General features: G+C 56.1%; 13 protein-coding genes, 2 tRNA genes and 3 other RNA genes. 9 read left to right on the forward strand and 9 right to left on the reverse strand.

Annotation, left to right across the window (positions count from 1 at the left end):
- The first annotated feature begins 94 nt into the window (after positions 1-94).
- The 7 genes from F0Q32_RS08585 to F0Q32_RS08615 all read left to right on the forward strand — a co-directional run bounded on the left by F0Q32_RS08585 (position 95) and on the right by F0Q32_RS08615 (position 2,336).
- Positions 95-553, forward strand: a complete 459-nt coding sequence (locus F0Q32_RS08585) for a YchJ family protein (protein ID WP_149462713.1) — start codon at positions 95-97, stop codon at positions 551-553.
- Between the two features lie 48 nt (positions 554-601).
- Positions 602-1,444: a formyltetrahydrofolate deformylase gene (gene purU, locus F0Q32_RS08590; protein ID WP_149462714.1), complete on the forward strand. Its 843-nt coding sequence runs from the start codon at positions 602-604 to the stop codon at positions 1,442-1,444.
- Positions 1,445-1,603: 159 nt separating this feature from the next.
- Positions 1,604-1,688 (forward strand) — tRNA-Tyr (locus F0Q32_RS08595).
- 42 nt (positions 1,689-1,730) lie between these two features.
- A non-coding RNA gene (locus F0Q32_RS08600) (RtT sRNA) lies at positions 1,731-1,863 on the forward strand.
- 34 nt (positions 1,864-1,897) lie between these two features.
- A tRNA-Tyr gene (locus F0Q32_RS08605) sits at positions 1,898-1,982 on the forward strand.
- A 46-nt stretch (positions 1,983-2,028) separates the two neighbouring features.
- A non-coding RNA gene (locus F0Q32_RS08610) (RtT sRNA) lies at positions 2,029-2,160 on the forward strand.
- 45 nt (positions 2,161-2,205) lie between these two features.
- Positions 2,206-2,336: non-coding RNA, RtT sRNA (locus F0Q32_RS08615), on the forward strand.
- 187 nt (positions 2,337-2,523) lie between these two features.
- Here the strand turns inward: F0Q32_RS08615 and narI are convergent.
- The 5 genes from narI to F0Q32_RS08640 all read right to left on the reverse strand — a co-directional run bounded on the left by narI (position 2,524) and on the right by F0Q32_RS08640 (position 10,919).
- Complete coding sequence (gene narI / locus F0Q32_RS08620; protein ID WP_108477093.1) at positions 2,524-3,201, reverse strand: respiratory nitrate reductase subunit gamma; 678 nt, start codon at positions 3,199-3,201, stop codon at positions 2,524-2,526.
- Positions 3,201-3,911 carry a nitrate reductase molybdenum cofactor assembly chaperone gene (gene narJ / locus F0Q32_RS08625; protein ID WP_149462715.1) on the reverse strand — a complete coding sequence of 237 codons (711 nt, stop codon included), beginning with the start codon at positions 3,909-3,911 and terminating at the stop codon, positions 3,201-3,203. Before narJ ends, narI begins: the two co-directional genes overlap by 1 nt.
- Positions 3,908-5,446, reverse strand: a complete 1,539-nt coding sequence (narH, locus tag F0Q32_RS08630) for a nitrate reductase subunit beta (RefSeq protein WP_149462716.1) — start codon at positions 5,444-5,446, stop codon at positions 3,908-3,910. Before narH ends, narJ begins: the two co-directional genes overlap by 4 nt.
- Positions 5,443-9,186, reverse strand: a complete 3,744-nt coding sequence (locus F0Q32_RS08635) for a nitrate reductase subunit alpha (RefSeq protein ID WP_149462717.1) — start codon at positions 9,184-9,186, stop codon at positions 5,443-5,445. The genes narH and F0Q32_RS08635 overlap by 4 nt, the downstream gene beginning before the upstream one ends.
- A 341-nt stretch (positions 9,187-9,527) precedes the next feature.
- Positions 9,528-10,919, reverse strand: a complete 1,392-nt coding sequence (locus F0Q32_RS08640) for a NarK family nitrate/nitrite MFS transporter (protein ID WP_149462718.1) — start codon at positions 10,917-10,919, stop codon at positions 9,528-9,530.
- A 310-nt stretch (positions 10,920-11,229) separates the two neighbouring features.
- On the opposite strand from F0Q32_RS08640, the gene narX reads away from it, so the two are divergent.
- Positions 11,230-13,026: a nitrate/nitrite two-component system sensor histidine kinase NarX gene (gene narX, locus F0Q32_RS08645; RefSeq protein WP_149462719.1), complete on the forward strand. Its 1,797-nt coding sequence runs from the start codon at positions 11,230-11,232 to the stop codon at positions 13,024-13,026.
- The gene (gene narL / locus F0Q32_RS08650) at positions 13,019-13,669 is read left to right on the forward strand and encodes a two-component system response regulator NarL (RefSeq protein WP_108477100.1); all 651 of its coding nucleotides are present in this window, start codon (positions 13,019-13,021) and stop codon (positions 13,667-13,669) included. Before narX ends, narL begins: the two co-directional genes overlap by 8 nt.
- Here the strand turns inward: narL and F0Q32_RS08655 are convergent.
- The 4 genes from F0Q32_RS08655 to F0Q32_RS08670 form a co-directional block, all read right to left on the reverse strand.
- Entirely contained in the window at positions 13,666-15,066 is a 1,401-nt protein-coding gene (locus tag F0Q32_RS08655) for a YchO/YchP family invasin (protein ID WP_149462720.1), read from the reverse strand. The genes narL and F0Q32_RS08655 overlap by 4 nt on opposite strands.
- A 79-nt stretch (positions 15,067-15,145) precedes the next feature.
- Positions 15,146-17,830 (reverse strand): nitrate reductase, encoded by a 2,685-nt coding sequence (locus tag F0Q32_RS08660; RefSeq protein WP_255475201.1) that lies wholly within the window; start codon positions 17,828-17,830, stop codon positions 15,146-15,148.
- Positions 17,827-21,894 (reverse strand): nitrite reductase large subunit NirB, encoded by a 4,068-nt coding sequence (gene nirB / locus F0Q32_RS08665; RefSeq protein ID WP_188016842.1) that lies wholly within the window; start codon positions 21,892-21,894, stop codon positions 17,827-17,829. The genes F0Q32_RS08660 and nirB overlap by 4 nt, the downstream gene beginning before the upstream one ends.
- Positions 21,895-21,902: 8 nt before the next feature.
- Positions 21,903-22,691, reverse strand: coding sequence for an ABC transporter ATP-binding protein (locus F0Q32_RS08670; protein WP_149462868.1), 789 nt, complete (start codon positions 22,689-22,691; stop codon positions 21,903-21,905).
- Positions 22,692-22,699: the final 8 nt, after the last annotated feature.

The raw sequence follows: 22,699 nt of genomic DNA on the forward strand, positions 1-22,699 counted from the left end.
CTCTCGCTTCATCGTGGCAACATTGCCACCGCTCGGTTAACATAGTGCCACCCGGCGTCAATCGCGCCATTCATTATTGTACAGGGAGACGATTTTGTCTGAACTTTGCCCCTGTGGCAGCGCTGTCGAGTATAGCGCATGTTGCCAACGTTATCTGTCTGGTGCACAGGTTGCACCGACACCGTCACACCTTATGCGCTCTCGTTACAGCGCTTTTGTGATGAAAAACGCAGATTATTTAATCAAAACCTGGCATCCGTCTTGTCAGGCTGGCGATTATCGCCAGGATATTGAAAACGGCTTTACCACAACGCAATGGCTTGGGCTTACCGTCTTCGCGACCGAAGACGGCGCGCATGGCGACGAAGGGTTTGTGAGCTTCGTGGCGCGTTTTCACGACCATAACAAGAATGGCGCTATCATTGAGCGTTCAAGATTCTTAAAAGAAAACGGTCAATGGTACTATATTGATGGCACACGCCCCGTATTTGGCCGCAATGACCCCTGCCCTTGTGGTTCAGGGAAAAAATTTAAAAAATGCTGCGGGCAGTAATTCGCCCCGCTCAGTTTCGCAAACATCATCAACAGGATTTACCCGGCAATGCACTCATTACAACGAAAAGTTCTCCGCACAATCTGCCCCGATCAAAAAGGCCTGATCGCACGAATTACCAATATTTGTTACAAGCATGAACTGAATATCGTGCAGAACAATGAATTCGTTGATCACCGTACCGGACGCTTTTTTATGCGTACCGAACTGGAAGGCATATTTAACGATGTTACGCTGTTGGCAGATTTAGACAGCGCATTACCGGAAGGTTCTATCCGTGAACTGAACCCGGCAGGTCGCCGCCGTATTGTTATTCTGGTCACCAAAGAGGCGCACTGCCTGGGTGATTTGCTAATGAAAGCGAATTACGGTGGTCTGGATGTGGAAATTGCCGCCGTGATTGGCAACCATGAAACCCTGCGCACGCTGGTTGAACGTTTTGATATTCCATTCCAGCTGGTAAGCCACGAAGGGCTGACGCGCGATGAACACGACCAGCAGATGGCGGATGCCATTGATGCATACGAGCCGGACTACGTGGTGCTGGCGAAATATATGCGCGTCCTGACACCAAACTTTGTGTCACGTTTCCCGAATAAAATTATCAATATTCACCACTCATTCCTGCCGGCCTTTATTGGTGCTCGTCCTTATCACCAGGCTTATGAGCGCGGCGTGAAGATCATCGGCGCCACCGCGCATTACGTGAATGATAATCTGGATGAAGGCCCGATCATCATGCAGGACGTGATTCACGTTGATCACACCTACACCGCGGAAGATATGATGCGCGCCGGTCGCGACGTCGAGAAGAATGTATTAAGCCGCGCATTGTACCAGGTGCTGGCCCAGCGTGTGTTCGTCTACGGCAACCGGACGATTATTCTTTAATCACTAACAAAATGAACTGGTTGCCTTTAACGCGTTACGGATGAAAAGTACGCAAACGGTTCATTTTATTCAAACGAAAGCTTTACAGCGGCGCGTCATTTGATATGATGCGCCCCGCTTCCCCACAAGGAAGCAGGCCAGTACCAAGCAATACCCCGTGGTGGGGTTCCCGAGCGGCCAAAGGGAGCAGACTGTAAATCTGCCGTCATCGACTTCGAAGGTTCGAATCCTTCCCCCACCACCATTATTCACCACAGCGATGTGGTAGCTTCGGTGAGATTGTTAATGTTTGCACTCATCGGGAAAGGGTGAGAACCTTCGACTAAGGTTCGACTCGAGCGAAAGCGAGAGAACGTTGCCGCAGGCAACGGCCCGAAGGGTGAGGAGCGAAGCGACGAATAATCCTTCCCCCACCACCATCTCAAGCATTACCTCAAAATTTGAATTACCCCTGGTGGGGTTCCCGAGCGGCCAAAGGGAGCAGACTGTAAATCTGCCGTCATCGACTTCGAAGGTTCGAATCCTTCCCCCACCACCATTACTTTCAAAAATCCCTGAATTCTCCAACAAATCCATAATTGAATATTCTACCCATACAGGGAAGGATGAGAAGCTTCGACTAAGGTTCGACCCGAGCGCCAGCGAGAGAGCGTTGCCGAAGGCAACGACCCGTAGGGCGAAGCGCGCAGCGCTGAGTAATCCTTCCCCCACCACCATCACTTTCTGATAAAGCCTAATTTAAACTTATCGATATCGTTTCATATTCTGCCCATGCGGGAAGGATGAGAAGCTTCGACCAAGGTTCGATTCGAGCGTAGCGAGAAAGCGTTGCCGCAGGCAACGACCCGAAGGGCGAAGCGCGTAGCGCTGAGTAATCCTTCCCCCACCACCCTCACTTTCTTAAATACTCAAAACCTGTTACTCCGAGCTGATTTTTGCCCGGTGGCACTGCGTTTACCGGGCCTACAAATGCACGTTACCCGTAGGTCGGATAAGCGAAGCGCATCCGACAATTCACACCGCACCGTGCCCATAAAAAAACCCTGCCGAAGCAGGGTTTGTCGTCAATGCAAACGCGCTTAGTGGCGCGCACGCACAATCTGATACTTACGCGTCAGATATTCCACCGGCACGCTCCAGATGTGTACCAGACGCGAGAACGGGAACAGCAGGAACAGCGTCATGCCAAGCACCAGGTGAACGCGGTAGATTAGCGCCACGCCATCCAGATGCGCAGACGCACCGCCGTGGAAGGTCACCACCGATTGCGCCCAGCCCACCAGTTTCATCATCTCGCTACCGTCCATATGCTGCGCGGAGAACGGAATGGTCAGCAGACCCAGCGCACACTGCACCACCAGCAGCGTCAGAATCAGAATATCCGCGCCGGTAGAGGTTGCACGCACGCGCGGGCTAAACAGACGGCGTTTCAGCAGCAATACGCCGCCAATCAGACACAGCACGCCGCTTGCGCCACCGGCAAACATCGCCATTTTCTGTTTCACTTCAATCGGCAGCCACGCTTCGTACATCCAGTGCGGCGTCAGCATCCCGAGGAAGTGACCGGCGAAAATCCCCAGAATCCCGAGATGGAACAGGTTCGACGCCACGTTCATCCCTTTGCGATCCAGCATCTGGCTGGATGCCGCGCGCCAGGTGTACTGGCCATAGTCATAACGCAGCCAGCTACCAATCAGAAATACCGAACCCGCAATGTACGGATAGATATCGAAGAGAAACATATTCAGGAAGTGCATTATCGCTCTCCTCCGTTAGAGATATTCAGATATTGCGGCGCGACAGCTCCCGCAAACCGGCGTTGGTGAGCCGCAATTTCAGACTCGCCGCAACCCTGGTCGGCAAAGAATTTTACCTGCTCTTCTTCCCAGACCGCGTCCAGCGCCTGCGGCGTATCATCACGCGCTTCGTCGGCAATTTTTTCTGCCACTTTGTCGCTGTCTACCTGGCTGTTAGCCATTTTGAGCAACGTATCGAACAGCACCGCATAACGGCTTTCACGCTGTGTCAGACGCGCGCTTAACAGCGCCAGAATCGGCGCAATATCCTGCAATCCGCCAATGGCTTCGCTTTCCGGCAACTGAGCAAGATATTCCAGATACAGCGGCAGATGATCTGGCAGCTCGCGGCTATCCAGCTGCAAACCGTGCTGCTCATACTGGTTCATTAGGTCAACCATCGCCTGACCGCGATCGCGGGATTCCCCGTGAACGTGTTCGAACAGCAGCAGCGAGGTGGCGCGACCACGGTCAAAGAGCTCGCTGTAGTTCGCCTGGACATCGAGAAGATCCTGCGCGGTCAAATCGCGCAGGAAAACGCCCAGTTTCTGGGCATCCTCTTTATCGAGTTTTGCTGAAGACGCGAGAGCCTCGAAAACCTCGTCCTGATGCTGCCACAGGGCAGCATCCGGGTATTCGAGCAGACGCGAGATGACGAGTAGCTCAATCATGCGTGCGGCTCCGTTTTGCTGCTCACATCGATAGCATCAATGCGGCGGCTGTTGAACAGGTTGAATTTGCTGTCTGAACCGTGGCAACCGTCGCCGAAGCTGAAACCGCAACCGCTTTTTTCCGGGAAGGCTTCACGCGCCTGCTCACGGTGGCTGCTCGGCACCACGAAACGGTCTTCGTAGTTGGCGATAGCCAGGTAGCGATACATCTCCTGCGCCTGTGCTTCGGTCAGGCCAACTTCTTCCAGCGCGCGGGTATCTACCACGCCATCGACGTTTTCCGCACGTTTGAAGTGGCGCATCGCCAGCATACGTTTCAGTGCCAGCAATACCGGCTGGGTATCGCCAGCGGTCAGCAGGTTCGCCAGATACTGAACCGGAATACGCAGGCTTTCGACATCCGGCAGAATGCCGTTGCTGCCCAGTTCGCCCGCATCCGCAGCCGACTGAATCGGTGACAGTGGCGGCACGTACCACACCATTGGCAGCGTGCGGTATTCCGGGTGCAGCGGCAGCGCCAGTTTCCAGTCAACGGCCATTTTGTACACCGGTGACTGCTGTGCCGCTTCGATCACACCCTGCGGAATGCCATCTTTCAGCGCCTGCTCAATCACTTTCGGATCGTTCGGATCGAGGAACACCTCCAGTTGACGCTGATAGAGATCTTTCTCGTTCTCGGTGCTGGCGGCATGTTCAATCGCGTCCGCATCATACAGCAGCACGCCCAGATAGCGGATACGGCCTACGCAGGTTTCGGAGCACACGGTCGGCTGACCGGCTTCGATACGCGGGTAGCAGAAGATGCACTTCTCAGACTTGCCGCTCTTCCAGTTGAAGTAGATTTTTTTGTACGGGCAGCCGGTGATACACATACGCCAGCCACGGCATTTGTCCTGGTCGATCAGCACGATGCCGTCTTCTTCACGCTTGTAGATAGCACCGCTCGGGCAGGTCGCCGCACAGGCCGGGTTCAGGCAGTGCTCGCACAGACGCGGCAGGTACATCATGAAGGTGTTTTCGAACTGGCCGTACATCGCCTTCTGCATGTTTTCGAAGTTTTTGTCTTTCGACAGCTTCTCAAACTCGCCGCCCAGGTCATCTTCCCAGTTTGGACCTTTTTCGATTTTCGCCATACGCTGACCGGTGATCAGCGAGCGCGGGCGAGCAATCGGCTGCACTTTTGTGCCTTCTGGCGCGGTATGCAGATTCTGGTAATCAAAATCAAACGGCTCGTAATAATCGTCGAGGCCCGGCAGATGCGGGTTAGCAAAAATTTTACCCAGCAGCAATGCACGGTTACCCATGCGCGGCTGGATTTTGCCGTTGATTTTGCGGATCCAACCGCCTTTATATTTTTCCTGGTTTTCCCAGTCGGTCGGGAAGCCCTGGCCCGGCTTGGTTTCCACGTTGTTAAACCACGCGTACTCCACGCCTTCACGGCTGGTCCAGACGTTTTTACAGGTGACTGAACAGGTGTGGCAACCGATGCACTTATCCAGATTCAGCACCATGCCGACTTGTGAACGAATTTTCATTTTACGCTCTCCTGTACCTGGTCATTGCCTTCGCCATCCAACCAGTCAATGTTCTTCATCTTACGAACCACAACAAACTCATCGCGGTTAGAGCCGACAGTGCCGTAGTAGTTAAAGCCGTAGGCCAACTGCGCATAGCCGCCAATCATGTGCGTCGGTTTCGGCGTAATACGCGTTACCGAGTTATGAATACCGCCGCGCTGGCTGGTGATTTCTGAACCCGGCAGGTTCACGATACGTTCCTGCGCGTGGTACATCATGGTCATCCCTTCCGGCACACGCTGGCTGACAACCGCACGGGCAGTTAACGCGCCGTTGCTGTTGAAGACTTCAATCCAGTCGTTATCGGCAATCCCCAGCGATTTAGCATCAACTTCGCTCATCCACACCACCGGGCCACCGCGACCTAAGGTCAGCATCAGCAGGTTATCACTGTAGGTGGAGTGGATCCCCCACTTCTGGTGCGGCGTCAGGAAGTTGAGCGCTTTTTCAGGGTTACCGTTGGATTTCTGGCCCATCACTTCTTTTACCGAACGGGTGTCGATCGGCGGACGGTAAACCAGCAGGCTTTCCCCGAAATCACGCATCCACTGGTGATCCTGATACAGCTGCTGACGGCCAGAGAGCGTACGCCACGGGATCAGCTCGTGAACGTTGGTGTAACCGGCGTTATAAGAAACGTGCTCATCTTCGAGGCCAGACCAGGTCGGGCTGGAGATGATTTTGCGCGGTTGCGCCTGAATATCGCGGAAGCGAATCTTCTCGTCTTCTTTATTCAGCGCCAGATGTTTATGGTCACGACCGGTAAACTCACCCAGTGCGGCCCATGCCTTCACGGCAACCTGGCCGTTGGTTTCCGGTGCCAGCGTCAGGATCATCTCTGCCGCATCAATCGCCGTGTTCAGCATCGGCTGACCTTTCGCCGGGCCATCCGCTTTGGTGTAGTTGAGCTTACGCAGCAGGTCCATCTCGCTCTGAGTATTCCAGGCAATGCCTTTACCGCCGTTACCGATTTTCTCCATCAGCGGGCCGATAGAGGTGAAGCGCTCGTAAGTTGCCGGGTAGTCACGCTCAACGGTCAGAATATGCGGCGCGGTTTTGCCTGGGATCAGGTCACACTCGCCTTTTTTCCAGTCTTTTACATCCAGCGGCTGCGCCAGTTCGGCAGCGGAGTCGTGCTGGATTGGCAGCGTCACCACGTCGGTTTCTTTGCCTAAATGCCCCACGCACACTTCTGAGAATTTCTTCGCGATACCTTTGTAGATTTCCCAGTCGCTTTTCGATTCCCAGGCCGGGTCAACCGCGGCAGACAGCGGATGAATAAACGGATGCATATCCGAGGTATTCATGTCGTCTTTTTCATACCAGGTCGCGGTTGGCAGCACGATGTCAGAGTAGAGACAGGTGCTCGACAGACGGAAGTCCAGCGTGACCACCAGATCCAGTTTGCCGTCGAGGCCGTTGTCCTGCCATTCCACTTCTTCCGGTTTCACGCCGCCCTGTTTGCCGAGATCTTTCCCCTGAATACCGTGCTCGGTACCCAGCAGATATTTCAGCATGAACTCATGGCCTTTACCGGAAGAGCCCAGCAGGTTAGAACGCCAGATGAACATGTTACGCGGATGGTTTTTACCGTTTTCCGGCTGTTCAGCCGCAAAGCGAATAGAGCCCTCTTTCAGGGACTTCACGGTGTAATCCACCGGATTCATGCCCGCTTTTTCCGCTTCTTCGGCGATACGCAGTGGGTTAGTACCTAACTGCGGCGCAGACGGCAGCCAACCCATACGTTCGGCGCGCACGTTGAAGTCAATCATGTGGCCGGTATAGCGGGATTTGTCCGCCAGCGGTGACAACAACTCTTCCGCCGTAACAGTTTCGTAACGCCACTGGCTTGAGTGGTTATAGAAGTACGAGGTGCTGTTCATGTGACGCGCCGGACGCTGCCAGTCGAGGGCAAACGCCAGCGGCTGCCAGCCGGTTTGCGGACGCAGTTTTTCCTGGCCCACATAGTGTGCCCAGCCGCCGCCGCTCTGACCGACGCAACCGCAGAAGATCAGCATGTTGATCAGGCCACGGTAGTTCATGTCCAGGTGATACCAGTGGTTCAGACCCGCACCGACGATGATCATCGAACGGCCATGGGTCTTATCGGCGTTATCTGCAAACTCACGCGCGACGCGGATGATGTGTGCACGAGAAACGCCCGTCACTTTCTCCGCCCATGCCGGCGTGTAAGCCTTCATGTCGTCGTAGCTGGTGGCGCAGTTTTCATCGTTCAGACCGCGTTCCAGGCCATAGTTCGCCAGTGTCAGGTCATAAACGGTGGTTACCAGCGCGGTGCTGCCATCGGCCAGTTGAACGCGTTTGACCGGCAGTTTATGCAGCAGGATATTTTCCAGCTCAACATTCTGGAAGTGCTCGGTGCCTTCGCCGCCAAAGTACGGGAAACCAACCTGTGCAATGTCATCGTGGCTGCCCAGCAGGCTCAGACGCAGTTGAACGTCTTCACCGGTTTTACCGTCACGCTGTTCGAGGTTCCATTTGCCTTTATCGCCCCAGCGGAAACCGATAGAGCCGTTCGGCGCGGTCATGTCACCCTGTTCATCATAGGCGACGGTTTTCCATTCCGGATTCTTTTCCTGACCCAGCGCATCAACCAGATCGGCGGCACGCAACATGCGACCCGCCGCGTAGTAACCGTCACGCTCTTCCAGCATCACCAGCATTGGCATGTCGGTGTAACGGCGAACGTAGTCGGTGAAGTACTGGCTCGGTTTGTCGAGGTGGAATTCACGTAGCATCACGTGCCCCATCGCCAGCGCCATCGCGGCATCGGTACCCTGCTTCGGTGCCAGCCACAGATCGCACAGTTTGGCGATTTCAGCGTAGTCCGGGGTAATGGCAACGGTTTTGGTCCCTTTGTAACGCACTTCAGTGAAGAAGTGAGCGTCCGGGGTACGCGTCTGCGGCACGTTAGAGCCCCAGGCGATGATGTAGTTAGAGTTATACCAGTCGGCCGATTCCGGTACGTCCGTCTGCTCACCCCAGGTCTGCGGAGACGCTGGCGGTAAGTCACAGTACCAGTCGTAGAAGCTCAGGCAGGTACCGCCAATCAGCGACAGGTAACGCGCGCCAGAGGCGTAAGAGACCATCGACATCGCCGGGATCGGCGAGAAGCCTGCTACACGGTCAGGGCCGTAGGTTTTGACGGTATAGACGTTAGACGCCGCAATCAGCTCATTCACTTCCTGCCACGAGGAGCGCACGAAACCGCCGCGACCACGCGCCTGTTTGAAGCTTTTGGCTTTATCAGAATCTTCGATGATGGACGCCCATGCATCAACCGGATCGCTGTGCTGCACTTTTGCTTCACGCCACATTTTCATCAGGCGTTTACGCATCAACGGATATTTCAGGCGGTTGGCGCTGTAGAGGTACCAGGAGTAGCTGGCGCCGCGAGGGCAGCCGCGTGGCTCGTGGTTAGGCAAATCCGGGCGGGTGCGCGGGTAATCGGTTTGTTGGGTTTCCCAGGTCACCAGGCCATTTTTTACGTAGATTTTCCAACTGCATGAGCCCGTACAGTTCACCCCATGGGTAGAACGTACAACTTTGTCATGCTGCCAGCGTTGGCGGTATCCATCTTCCCAATCCCGGTTGGTATTCAGAATCTGTCCGTGCCCATCGGCAAAAGTTTCACCCTTCTGTTTGAAGTAGCGAAACCGGTCCAGGAATTTACTCATCGGGTCTCTCCTGTTTGGAGCCTGTCGGCTCTCTGATAAATCGACATTGCTGAATTTGCAGCGAAATTAACGCTCTGAAAGAAGAAGGGAATTGATAGGGATCAAGATGAATCGGCTTAGTAATCACACGGAATTTTACATATACCACCTTGGTGGTAGTATTTTTTGTTTTTTAACATACTGTTATATAAGGATTTTTATGGGGATTTTGCGATTTAACATCCCATGTAGAGATGTTAATGGTATTAAGGGGTAGATGATTTTTATCCGTCGGCATACCGCCTTTTATCTGGTCAAAAAAAAGGCGCGATTCCTCGCGCCTGATAATCAAAAAGTCATACTTATTTTTTAGTTTTACGCCCGTATACCACCCACGTAATAAATACGCAGGCAATATAGAACACGAGGAAGACTTTCATCGCCCCAGCCGGAGAACCGGTTAATTCCAGAGACGTTCCGAAGGCTTTTGGAATAAAGAAGCCGCCGATTGCGCCAATCGCTGAAATAAAGCCCAGTGCAGCCGCCGTATCGGTTGCGGCTTCACGCATCGCTTTCTCTTCAGAACCGCCTTCCGCTTTAACGCGCTCCATCGTCAGCTTACGGAAGATAACGGAGATCATCTGGAAGGTGGAACCGCTACCCAGCCCGGCGGTCAGGAACAGCACGAGGAAGACGGCGAAGAATGCGGTGAAGTTACCGCCCACGCCATCCGCAGGCAGGGTCATAAACAGCAGCGCACTGAAGACCGCCATCAGGATAAAGTTAACCAGCGTCACGCGCGTCCCGCCCAGACGGTCGGAAATTGCCCCGCCCGCAGAACGTGCCAGCGCGCCGATAAACGGACCGAAGAAGGCGTAATGCAGGATCTGCACTTCCGGGAACTGGGTTTTCGACAGCATCGCGAAACCGGCAGAGAAACCGATAAACGAGCCGAAGGTTGCCAGATACAGCAGGCTCATGATCCACAGGTGGCCGCGTTTCAGAACCGGTAACTGCTCACGCAGAGACGCTTTCGACGCCGCCAGCTCGTTCATGCCAAACCAGGCTGCGAGGGTGAAGATGGCCAGGAACGGCACCCAAATCCACGCCACATTCGCCAGATAAAGCTGAGTGCCATCCGGCTGTTCAACGCCCTGACTACCAAACGCCGCAAAGATAGAGAGGGAAATCGCCAGCGGTGCAACCAGCTGCATCACGCTCACGCCCATATTACCCAGACCGCCGTTAATGCCCAGCGCCCCGCCCTGTTTCTCTTTCGGGAAGAAGAAGCTGATGTTCGCCATGCTGGACGCGAAGTTCGCGCCGGCAAAACCACACAGCAGAGAGATAATGATAAAGGTACTAAACGGCGTAGAGGTATCCTGCACCGCAAATCCTAACCACACGCAAGGGATTATCAGGATCCCGGTACTGAACGCCGTCCAGCGGCGACCGCCCACCAGCGGCACCATAAAGGAGTAAGGCACACGCAGCAGCGCGCCCGACACCGAGGGTAGCGCCGTCAGCATAAACAATTGATCGGTAGTAAACTGGAAGCCGACTTTCGGTAGATTCACCGCCACGGCACTAAACAACATCCACACACAGAACGCCAACAGCAAGCACGGGACGGAAATCCATAAATTTCGGCTGGCGACGCGGTGACCGCGCGACTGCCAAAATTCGGGATCTTCCGGGCGCCATTCAGTAATAACAGCGCCGCTTGCCCGTTCCGGGGTAGTTGAGTGACTCATAGACACCTCTGATTATTAATATCAACCCCTGGCACAATAGGGTTTACACCGTGAGGTAAGTTGATATAAATCAAAGGAAAAGTCGTCATTATTCTGCGCAAAATTCTATCATGACCCTTTATGAGTAGACGATATTGCGTAAAAAGACCTGATATTTCACATGGCTGAAAGGGATATACTCCTCCCTTGCGAACATCTCTACTATCATGGCAATTAAGGGGTAATCCTTTAGGGGTATGGGTATACTCCAGGCGATAGCCGAAAATAACGCCACTACCGGGGAGCCACCCCGTCAGGGATCCTGCTGTATATGTTTAAACGTCTGTTTACACCACTGACGCTGGTTAATCAACTGGCGCTCATCGTCCTGCTTTCTACCGCCATTGGCGTAGCGGGCATGATCACTTCTGGCCGCCTGGTTGACGGCGTCCAGGGCAGCGCACACGCCATTAATAAAGCCGGCTCGCTGCGTATGCAGAGCTATCGCCTGCTCGCTGCGATTCCCATTAATGAGAATGACAACGCGCTGTTTGATGAAATGCGCACCACCGTATTTAGCCCGGAACTGATAGAGGCCGCCCGCCGCGATGGTCAACAGGAGCAATTGATCGCGCTGCAGCAATACTGGCAATCCAGCCTCGCCCCGGGGATTCGCCAGGCGCAAAGCCAGGATGTCGTGGCGGGAGAAGTGGCGAATTTTGTTGGCCGTATCGACCAACTGGTGACGGCGTTTGACCACACCACTGAAAAACGTATTCACCACGTGGTTTGGGTTCACCGTGCGATGGCGGCGATCATGGCGCTGTTGCTGCTGTTTACCGTTATCTGGCTGCGCGCCCGCCTGCTGCGTCCGTGGCAGCAACTGCTGAGCATGGCGCGCGCGGTAAGTCATCGCGATTTTACCCAGCGCGCGCAAATCAGCGGCCGCAATGAAATGGCGACCCTCGGCATGGCGCTGAACAATATGTCGGAAGAGCTGGCGGAAAGTTACGCTTCGCTCGAACGCCGGGTACAGGAAAAAACCGCCGGGCTGGAACAGAAAAATGCCATTCTCGCGTTCCTGTGGCAGGCCAATCGCCGCCTGCATGCCAATGCCCCACTGTGTGAACGCATTTCTCCCGTGTTGAATGGTTTGCAGGGCCTGACGCCGCTGCGCGAAATCGAAGTACGGGTATATGATATTGAAGATGAAGAGAATCATCAGGAATTCAGCTGCCATTCCGGTATGGCCTGCGATGATAAAGGCTGCTATCTGTGTCCGCGTGACGATCTCCTGACGCCGGACGGCGGCAGCACGCTGAAATGGCGCTTAACCGATAGCCATAATCAATACGGTATTTTACTGGCGACACTACCGCATGGCCGTCAGCTCAGCCACGATCAGCAACAGCTGGTGGACACATTGCTGGAACAGTTGACCGCGACACTGGCGCTCGACCGACACCAGGAACGCCAGCAGCAGCTGATTGTGATGGAAGAGCGCGCCACCATCGCCCGCGAACTGCATGACTCCATCGCCCAATCACTCTCCTGTATGAAGATGCAGGTGAGTTGCCTGCAAATGCAGGGCGCAGACTTGTCGCCAGAAAGCCGCGAGCTGCTGGGGCAAATCCGCAACGAACTCAACACATCGTGGGCGCAATTGCGTGAGCTGCTCACCACGTTCCGGCTTCAGCTCACCGAGCCGGGTTTACGCCCGGCACTGGAAGCCAGCTGTCAGGAGTACAGCGCGCACTTTGGTTTCCCGGTGCAGCTCGATTATCAATTGCCGCCGCGCTATGTACCGTCTCACCAGGCAATCCACGTCTTACAAATCGCCCGCGAAGCGTTGAGTAATTCCCTTAAGCATTCGCAGGCCAGTGAAGTCAAAGTTACCGTCACGCAGCAGGATAATCAGGTCAAACTGGTGGTGGCGGACAACGGCTGCGGCGTACCGGTCCACGCCGAGCGCAGCAACCATTACGGACTCATTATCATGCGTGACCGCGCGCAGAGCCTGCGCGGCGACTGCCAGGTTCGACGCCGTGAAAGCGGCGGCACCGAAGTGGTGGTTACGTTTATCCCAGAAAAACCTCTCTCAACTCAAGAAGGAGATATCCATGAGTAATCAGGAACGGGCAACTATCCTGTTAATTGACGATCATCCGATGCTCCGTACTGGCGTAAAACAGCTCATCAGTATGGCGCCGGATATTCAGGTCGTTGGCGAAGCCAGCAATGGCGAGCAAGGCATTGAACTGGCTGAAGCGCTCGATCCCGATCTGATCCTGCTCGATCTCAATATGCCTGGCATGAATGGTCTGGAAACACTCGACAAACTGCGCGAGAAAAGCCTTTCAGGCCGCGTGGTGGTATTCAGTGTCTCAAACCATGAAGAAGATGTGGTCACCGCCCTGAAGCGCGGCGCAGATGGTTATCTGTTAAAAGATATGGAACCGGAAGACTTGCTGAAAGCGCTGCAACAGGCCGCAGCCGGTGAAATGGTATTAAGCGAAGCCTTAACGCCAGTGCTGGCTGCCAGCCTTCGTGCTAACCGTGCCACGTCAGACCGCGACATCAATCAGCTTACCCCACGCGAGCGCGATATCCTGAAACTGATTGCGCAGGGTCTGCCCAATAAAATGATCGCCCGTCGCCTCGACATTACCGAAAGCACGGTGAAGGTTCACGTGAAGCATATGCTGAAGAAAATGAAGCTGAAATCACGCGTCGAAGCGGCCGTCTGGGTGCATCAGGAACGTATTTTCTAAGGATTTGCTTGCCAGCTGTTCCCCTCTTCAGGGAAGCTGACAAGCGGCTCGGTCAGTGACAAAGTAATCTCATTCGACGACACACGCTGACCGTGTTTATCCTCAACCACCACTTTCAAATGCCAGCGGTTGCTGGCGCCCTCGCTGTAATCCCACGCGGGGATGATAATACTCCAGCCATCAGCGCTATCACGTGAGGCTGGCGGCGTGAGGCTCAGCGCCTGGGTATCGCCCTGCCAGCTCAGTGATTTAATCCCGTGCAGACTGCGGATTTGCAGCTTAAGTTGCACTGTTTCGCCACCGCTGAGATCCCACGGCGGTGTCGCAAGGTAGACGGTTAAATCTTTACGCTGACGCGACTCCATCACCGGCAAGGCATTACGTTCCGGGCTATCGTAGCGGCTACCGCGCAGGGAGCGCGTCATCGCCACTTCATCGGCCTGAAGCTGTTTTTTCAGCGGCACGCCAAAACGATAGTTGAGTTTCATCCCCAAATTATTCTGGCTGACGCCGCTTTCGCCCTGCTTATGCTGCGCGCTGAAGGTGACCAGCGGCACCGGCGTATAGTTGAGTCCAAGTGAAACAGCGACCGGGTTGTGATAGCCCGTACCGCTGTGAAACAGATCGACACTATCGCCAAAATACTGCTCAAGACTCAGGCTGGTGTTGATGTGATGATAAGACGGGATCCACGCCTGCGCGGTGACATCATAGCCGCGCGCCATGCGCTGCTGTAGCGTCTCTTCTGTGTTGGACCAGGTTCGCAACGGTTGGTAGTAGTTCGCGGAAAAACGCAGATACTCGCCCCAGGCTTCCGCGCCTAACCCGCCACGATCGAGATTTTCATCCAGCAAGTTGTCATAAAAGGTGTTGTACCCCAGCAACCATTTACCGGCGACCCAGCGCTGTCCCAGTCCCACATTGCCGATCAGTCCTTCATCCTGTTGCGCCACACCAAGCTGGCTCCAGGTGAGGTAATCCCATTGATCCTGCAACGGCACAAACCAGCTGCCGTGGCTACCGGTAAACCCGCCGTCATCATCGACCTGAAGCGCTACGCTGGTATTGCCCCACGGCGACAGCCAATTTTCCAGCGCCTGATTCACCTCACCGCTCACCTGATCGCGGATTTTAGACAGCGCAAACATTCGCGCCTGCTCGCCGGTATCCAGCCCGTTGTCCACCATACTGGCTTCACCAAAGGCTTTCGCCATTTCGGCAAGGTGCTTTTCGCCCTCGTTACTCTCTTTCGCCATCCCGAGATCGGGAAGGTTATCCTGATTATTATCGAAAGGGTTTTCAGCCTGCTGGATAAAAGATGAACGTGCAGCGCCGCTGGCACTCGCCAGCAGCAATAACAACCAGAATGGAGAACGAAAACGTGAGACTAAAAGCATTTTTTTAGTTTATCGCGTTTGCTTAACCATTTCAGCTTTAAGGGGGATTTCGGGAAAATTCTGGTTCTATACCCTCACCCTAACCCTCTCCCTGAGGGAGAGGGGACCGATCGCACTTATGTTTAGGATCTGCATCGTTTTCTCCCTCTCCCTCAGGGAGAGGGCCGGGGTGAGGGTGTCCGCTCACATCACCAATAAACCCTCTCAACTCCGGCACACATGACCCACAGTTTGTCCCACACTTCAGCTTTTGCCCTAATGCATCGACAGACGTACATCCCCCGGCGATGGCTTGGCGAATTCGCGTCTCCCCCACGCTAAAGCAGCTACAGACAATTCGCCCCTGCGCGGGTTGCCCATTGACGCGGCCATTTAATAACGCATGTCGCTCGGCTGGCGTTTGTGGCGAGCGATCAAACGCCGCCGTAATCAGCGCCAGTTCGATAACAGGCAATGTTTCAGCGCTCCACAACCCAAGCATCAATCTGCCCTCATCCCATGCCAGCAAATGGCAAAGCGATCCTGCTCGCGCAGTCTGTACCAGCCAGTTGCGCTGCTGGCAATACAGCAGTAGCTCATCATAGATAATCTTATCGCCGCAGAGCGTCAGGTGGTGTAAGCCGTCAATCGCCTTACGCCACCACTGTACGTGATTCGGTAACGGTACAGGCTCACGGGAAATCAGTTCCCCTTGCCACGCCGGTTGCCAGGGCGCAATGCGCACCGCAACCTGTTTGCTTTCCGGCTGGCCGGAGTGCGGATCGGTCACCGCGTCAACCAGCGCATTCACCTTTCCCTGACGCGCGAAGCAGGCATTCCAGTGCATTGGCACAAACAGCGCGCCCGGCCGCTGTCCTGCCTGAATCGACACTTTGGCCACCATAACCCCCTGTCGCGAGGTGATTCGGGCGAAACCGCCTTCGCGGAGCTGAAAATGATCTGCATCCTGCACGGAAACATCGACCGTCGGCTGAGCAATATGCTGCATTAACCGCGGCACGGTGCCTGTGCGGGTCATGGTGTGCCACTGGTCGCGAATACGACCGCTATTGAGCAACAGAGGATAAAGCGGCCCGATGCGCGCCCGGGTCGTTTGCGGTTCCACGGGCACCATTCGCAGCCGCTTATCCGCCCGCCAGCCCTGCTGGAGATCCAGTGAGTCACCGCCAGCACGCACAGGCCAACGCACAGGGGCCAGTGCGTCCCACTCGGCGCGGGTAAGGTTCGCCAGACCGCTAATATCAAACGCACGCTTGCCATGGTTTTCGAATCCGGAAAGTGCGGCGTGCTCACAAAATACCGCGTGGGGATGCTGCCAACGGAACGCATCGCCATAGCCCAGCGCGCGCGCCATTTGGGCGATAATCCACCAGTCGGCTTTTGCCTCGCCGGGAGCAGGAAGAAACGCACGCTGACGCGAAATGCGTCGTTCTGAATTGGTCACCGTGCCGTTTTTCTCGCCCCAGCTCAGGGCCGGAAAACGAATATGCGCGTAGCGCGAAGTGTCGGTATCGGCGGCCACCTCAGAAACGATAACCAGCGGGCAAGCCGCCAGCGCCTGGCAGACCGCATGGCTGTCCGGTAACGAAACCGCCGGGTTAGTCCCCATAATCCACACGGCCTTGACGTCACCACGCCCAATCGCGGCAAACAGATCGACCGCCATCAACCCCGGCGTTTGCGCCAGCCGCTCCGTTCCCCAGAAGCGGGCAACACGCGCCAGATCGTCGGGCTCAAAGTTCATGTGCGCCGCCAGCATCGTCGCCAGGCCGCCAACCTCCCGACCGCCCATCGCATTCGGTTGCCCGGTCAGCGAAAACGGCCCACATCCGGGGCGAGCGAATTTCCCGCAGGCCAGGTGAACATTGATAATTGCATTGCATTTATCGCTGCCGCTAGCGGACTGATTAATGCCCATCGTGTAGAGCGTAACGGCGCGCGGTGCGGTGATAAACGCCGTATAAAAATCGTTAACGTCCTGCTCCGTCAGGCCGCAAAATGCCGCAACCCGCGCCACGGTCCAGGGTTCGGCGGAATCTCTTGCCGCCTGCGCATCCGCATATTGCCGGGCGAATGCCCCCCGCTGCGCAATTTCGCGCAGCAAACCCACAAACAGCCCGGCGTCGCTACCGGGCGCAATCGCCAGATGCCTGTCCGCGATATCACAGGTCGCCGTGCGGCGCGGGTCGATAACCACCACCTGCATCTGCGGATTGGCCTGCTTTGCTTTCACCAGACGCTGATACAGCACCGGATGCGACCACGCGGCATTTGAGCCGACCAGCACCACCAGGTCGCTATTTTCAACATCGTCATAGCTACACGGCACCACATCCGCCCCGAAGGCGCGTTTGTAGCCCGTCACCGCCGAGGACATACACAGACGAGAGTTGGTATCGATATTGGCCGCACCGATAAATCCCTTCATCAGCTTGTTCGCCGCGTAATAATCCTCCGTCAGCAGTTGCCCGGAGGCATAAAACGCCACCGCCTGCGGCCCGTGTTCCTCAATAATCGCCCGCAGTCGTCCCCCCGCCTCATCGATCGCGTGTTGCCAGTTGACGCGCTGCCCTGCCACTTCCGGGTGCAACAACCTTCCCGACAGTCCCGTCGTTTCACCGAGCGCCGCGCCCTTCACGCACAGGCGACCAAAATTGGCCGGATGCGCGTCATCGCCACGCACGCTGACCACGCCCACCTCTTCGCTAGCAATCACCCCGCAGCCTACGCCGCAGTAGGGGCATGTAGTTCGGGTTTCAGTCATGAGGCCTCCGCGCGCAGCAGTAACGGCTGATTGCTGACCCACACGGTGCCGTTCTCCACTTTCACCGGCCAGGCGCGCACCACGGCTTCGCCGCTATCGCACTGTCGGCCATCACGCAGACGAATACGCCGTTTGTAGAGCGGCGAAATAACAATGGGTTCGCCCGCCGCATCCCCCAGCAGGCCGCGTGACAGGACGTTAGCCTGGCTACCGGGCTCAAGATTATCAAGGGCATAGACGTTTTCGCCAAAGCGGAACAACGCAATTTGCATCTCGCCAAGGCGCGCGCCAATCCCGGCCTGAGCGGGGATCGCGGTCAGCGCGCAAATCGCCTGCCACGGTTTTGTGCTGACATTAAGCGCCGGCATAACCGGCATCTCCACTGGCTGCAACTGCCCACGCACATCATGGCGCTGCACGGCCTCATCCGGCATCTCGCTGTTAACGTATGAGCGGAACAACGCCAGCCGCTGCGGGTCGTTCAGCGTGGTACGCCATTCACACTGATAACTGTCGATGACGCGCGCCATTTCCCGTTCCAGATCGTCGGCAATACCGAGGCTATCTTTAAGAATGACCTCGCGCAGATAGTCAATTCCCCCTTCCAGGTTATCCATCCAGGTGCTGGTGCGTTGCAAACGGTCGGCAGTGCGAATATAGAACATCAGAAAACGGTCGATGGTGCGCAGCAGCGTGGCGTCATCGAGGTCGCTGGCGAAGAGGTCGGCATGACGGGGTTTCATGCCGCCATTGCCGCACAAATAGAGATTCCAGCCTTTTTCGGTAGCAATCACGCCCACATCTTTACCCTGCGCTTCCGCGCATTCCCGGGTGCATCCCGACACCGCCATTTTGATCTTATGCGGTGCGCGCAGCCCTTTGTAGCGGTGCTCCAGCGTCACGGCGAGCGCAGTTGAGTCCTGCACGCCGTAGCGACACCAGGTCGAGCCCACACATGATTTCACCGTGCGTAAGGATTTCCCGTAGGCGTGACCGGTTTCGAATCCGGCATCAATCAGTTCGCGCCAGATGGCGGGCAACTGTTCAAGCCGTGCGCCGAAAAGGTCAATGCGCTGGCCGCCGGTAATTTTGCTGTACAGCTGATAACGTTTAGCCACCTCTCCGATAGCGATAAGCCCATCCGGCGTGACTTCGCCCGCCGCCATACGCGGCACAATGGAATAGGTACCGTCTTTCTGGATATTTGCGAAGTAACGATCGTTGGTATCCTGCAACGGTAAGTGTGCCGGTTTCAGCAAATAGTCATTCCAGCAAGAGGCGAGAACAGAGGCCACCAGCGGTTTACAGATTTCACAACCGTCGCCATGACCGTAGCGGGTAATCAGTTGCTCAAAGGTATGGATACGGTTAACCCGTACCAGGTGATAAATCTCCTGTCGTGAATACGCAAAGTGCTCACAAACATCTTTTTTAACCTCAACACCCTGCTGTGCAAGCTGAAATTCCATGACCTGTTTCACCAGTGTGCTGCATCCGCCGCAGCCCGTTGCCGCTTTAGTGCAGCTTTTGATGGCCCCCATCTCCGTTGCGCCCGCCACGACCGCATGGCAGATATCACCTTTACTGACGTTATGACAGGAGCATATTTGCGCGCTATCCGGTAATGCCGCTACGCCCAACGCTTTCGGCGCACTGCCTTCCTGCGCCGGTAAAATCAGCGATGCGGGTTGCGCCGGGAGGGCAATCGCGTTAAGCATCATTTGCAGCAGCGTAGGGTAATCGCTGGCGTCACCCACCAGCACACCGCCGAGCAGCGTTTTGCCGTCGGCGCTCACCACAATTTTTTTGTACACCTGCGCCGGGCCATCTACCCATTGATAGCACTGGCAACCCGTTGTGCGCCCCTGCGCGTCGCCGAATGACGCCACATCCACGCCCAGCAGCTTCAGTTTGGTACTCATATCCGCGCCAGTAAACGGCAGTTCTGTACCGGCAAGCACCGCCGCCACGGTGCGCGCCATCTGGTAACCGGGCGCGACCAGGCCGAAGATTTTGTTCTCCCACAGCGCGCATTCACCAATGGCAAAGATATCAGCGTCCGAGGTGCGGCAGTGGTTATCCACGATAATGCCCCCGCGTTCTCCCACGCTCAGGTTCGCGCTGCGGGCCAGCGTATCCTGTGGGCGAATGCCCGCCGAAAAAACCACCATGTCGGTCAGCAGCGTTTCGCCGTCGGCAAAACGCAGGGTCAGGCCCTCCGCCGTGTGTTCAATCGCGGTCGTCGTCTTACTGGTGTGGACGCCCACGCCGAGTTCACTGATTTTCTCGCGCAGCATCGCCGCGCCGCCGTTATCGAGCTGCACCGCCATCAGATTAGGCGCGAACTCAACCACGTGCGTTTCCAGCCCTAACTGGCGCAGCGCATTGGCGGCCTCCAGCCCCAGCAGACCGCCGCCAATCACCACGCCCCGCGTCGCCGTTTTTGCATGCGCAGCAATCGCGTCCAGGTCGTCCAGCGTGCGATAGACAAAGCAGCCCGGCAAATCATTGCCGGGGATCGGCGGTACAAATGGCCAGGAGCCGGTCGCCAACACCAGTTTGTCCCAGTGCAGCTCATGCCCCTGCGCATCGCTAATCAGGTGTGTTTGCGGGTCGATGGCCGTCACCGCCTGCGAAAGGCGTAATTCAATACCATTTACGGTGAAGAAATCGTCCTCCACCAGCGACAATGACGCCGCATCGCGCCCGGAGAAGTATTCCGAGAGATGTACGCGGTCATAGGCGGCATAACGCTCAGCGCCGAAAACCACAATCTGATAGCGCTGATGAAGATTTTGCTGCACACATTGTTGTAGAAAATGGTGGCCGACCATGCCGTGCCCTACTACCGCAAGCGTTGGTTTGATCATTATTTGTCTTCCTTCAGCCGTTGGCTGCGCTGTGAATTGGTCGAAGATCCAGCCCGGCTGTGCGGGTTGGGGAGATTGGATAAGATCGGTAAACGTGGCGGCAGCGGTGCAATCGCCCATCAGTAATACGCCGCGAAGCCTGCCATCGCGCAGCAGCAGGCGGCGATAATGGCCGCTTTGTGGGTCAAATGAAGACCAGACGTCGTCATTTTCAACCGCCTCTATCGGGCCGGCGCTAAAGAGATCGATACCGGTCACTTTCAGGCGAGTACCGTTATCCTGCCAGTGAAAATCCGCCTGCTCAGTGCCCGCCAGACGCGCACTGAGTACCTCGGCCTGTTGCAAACAAGGTGCGACTAATCCCCAGGTTTGCCCGTCGATTTCGCAACATTCACCGATAGCGCTCACGTCTGGCACCGCCGTTGCCAGTTGGCGATTGACCACAATCCCACGCTGGCAATGCATCCCGCTTCGTGCTGCCAGGGCAATATTAGGACGCACACCGGCTGCAATAACGACGCGCACAGCGGGCAGACAACGGCCATCATTAAGTTCAACAAACTGCTCGCGAATCGCGCGTACGTTCGCGTTGAGTTCGCAGCGGATCCCTCGCGCTTGCAGGTTTTGCACCAGTAACTGACTCGCCTGACTGTCGAGCTGCTGTTCCATTAATTTGTCGCCACGATGCACTAACGTGACGTTGTCACCTCTCAACACCAGTGCCGCCGCCGCTTCCACGCCCAGCACACCGCCGCCGATGACCACGGTATCACCGGGTGTCGCCAGCATGGCCTGCACATCCGCCAGCGTGCGCAAAGTGTGGACATGCGGCAAAGCAATGCCCGGAAACGGCGGCATAAACGGCAGCGAACCACAGGTAAAAACCAGCTCATCCCACGGCAACTCACCATGAGTGGTAACAACACGCCGCGTTTGCGTGCAGACCTGCAGCGCCGTCTCGCCCTGCCGCACGTGAATATCGTGCTCCGTATACCAGGCAGGCGATTGCAGCAGCGTCTGGCTGAAGGCTTTTTCGCCGCTCAGCACGGGTGAAAGCTGGATGCGGTTATAGGCCTGACAGGGTTCATCACCGATTATGGTGATGGCAAACGCCCCGGGCGCGACCTTCACCAACCGCTCAGCCAGCCGGGTTGCCGCCATGCCGTTGCCAATCATCACCAGTTTTCGCATCACGCGTCCCCTTACGCCGCTTTGGGCTGTTTTTCGTAAAGGAAATGGAGAATTTGCTGGCGCAAATGGTGGTAACGACTGTCATCGGCCAGTAGTACGCGATTGCGCGGGCGCGCAAGGTTGACATCGAGAATTTCACCGACCGTCGCCGCCGGGCCATTCGTCATCATCAACACCCGGTCAGAAAGCAGTACCGCTTCGTCAACGTCGTGGGTTATCAGCACAATGGTGGTATTCAGCGCCTGCTGAATCTGCATTACCGAGTCCTGGAGATGTGCGCGGGTCAGCGCGTCCAGTGCGCCAAACGGCTCATCCATCAACAGCACTTTCGGCTTCATCGCCAGCGCGCGGGCTATGCCGACACGCTGCTTCATCCCGCCCGAGATTTCTCCCGGACGTTTATGCAGCGCATGGCCCATCTGCACCCGCTCAAGGTTGTGTACGATCCAGTCGCGGCGTTCGGCTTTGCTCATGCTTTTGTGAAACATGTGATCCACCGCCAGCGCCACGTTGTCGAAGCAGGTTAACCACGGCAGCAGTGAGTGGTTCTGGAAAACGACGGCGCGCTCCGGGCCCGGGCCCGCAATTTCACGGTTGTCGCAAATCAGGCCGCCTTCTGTCGGGAGCGTTATTCCGGCAATCAGATTAAGCAGCGTCGATTTACCGCAGCCGGAGTGGCCGATAAGGCTTACCGTTTCACCTTCGTGGATATCGAATGACACGTTTTGCAGCGCCAGAAACTCACCGCTGGCGGTATGGAATCGTTGGCTGACGGCCTGAACCTGAATTAAGGGTTTCATCATGCGCT

The organism is Pseudocitrobacter sp. 73 (assembly GCF_008369545.1).
GTDB classification, from domain to species: Bacteria; Pseudomonadota; Gammaproteobacteria; order Enterobacterales; family Enterobacteriaceae; genus Pseudocitrobacter; species Pseudocitrobacter vendiensis.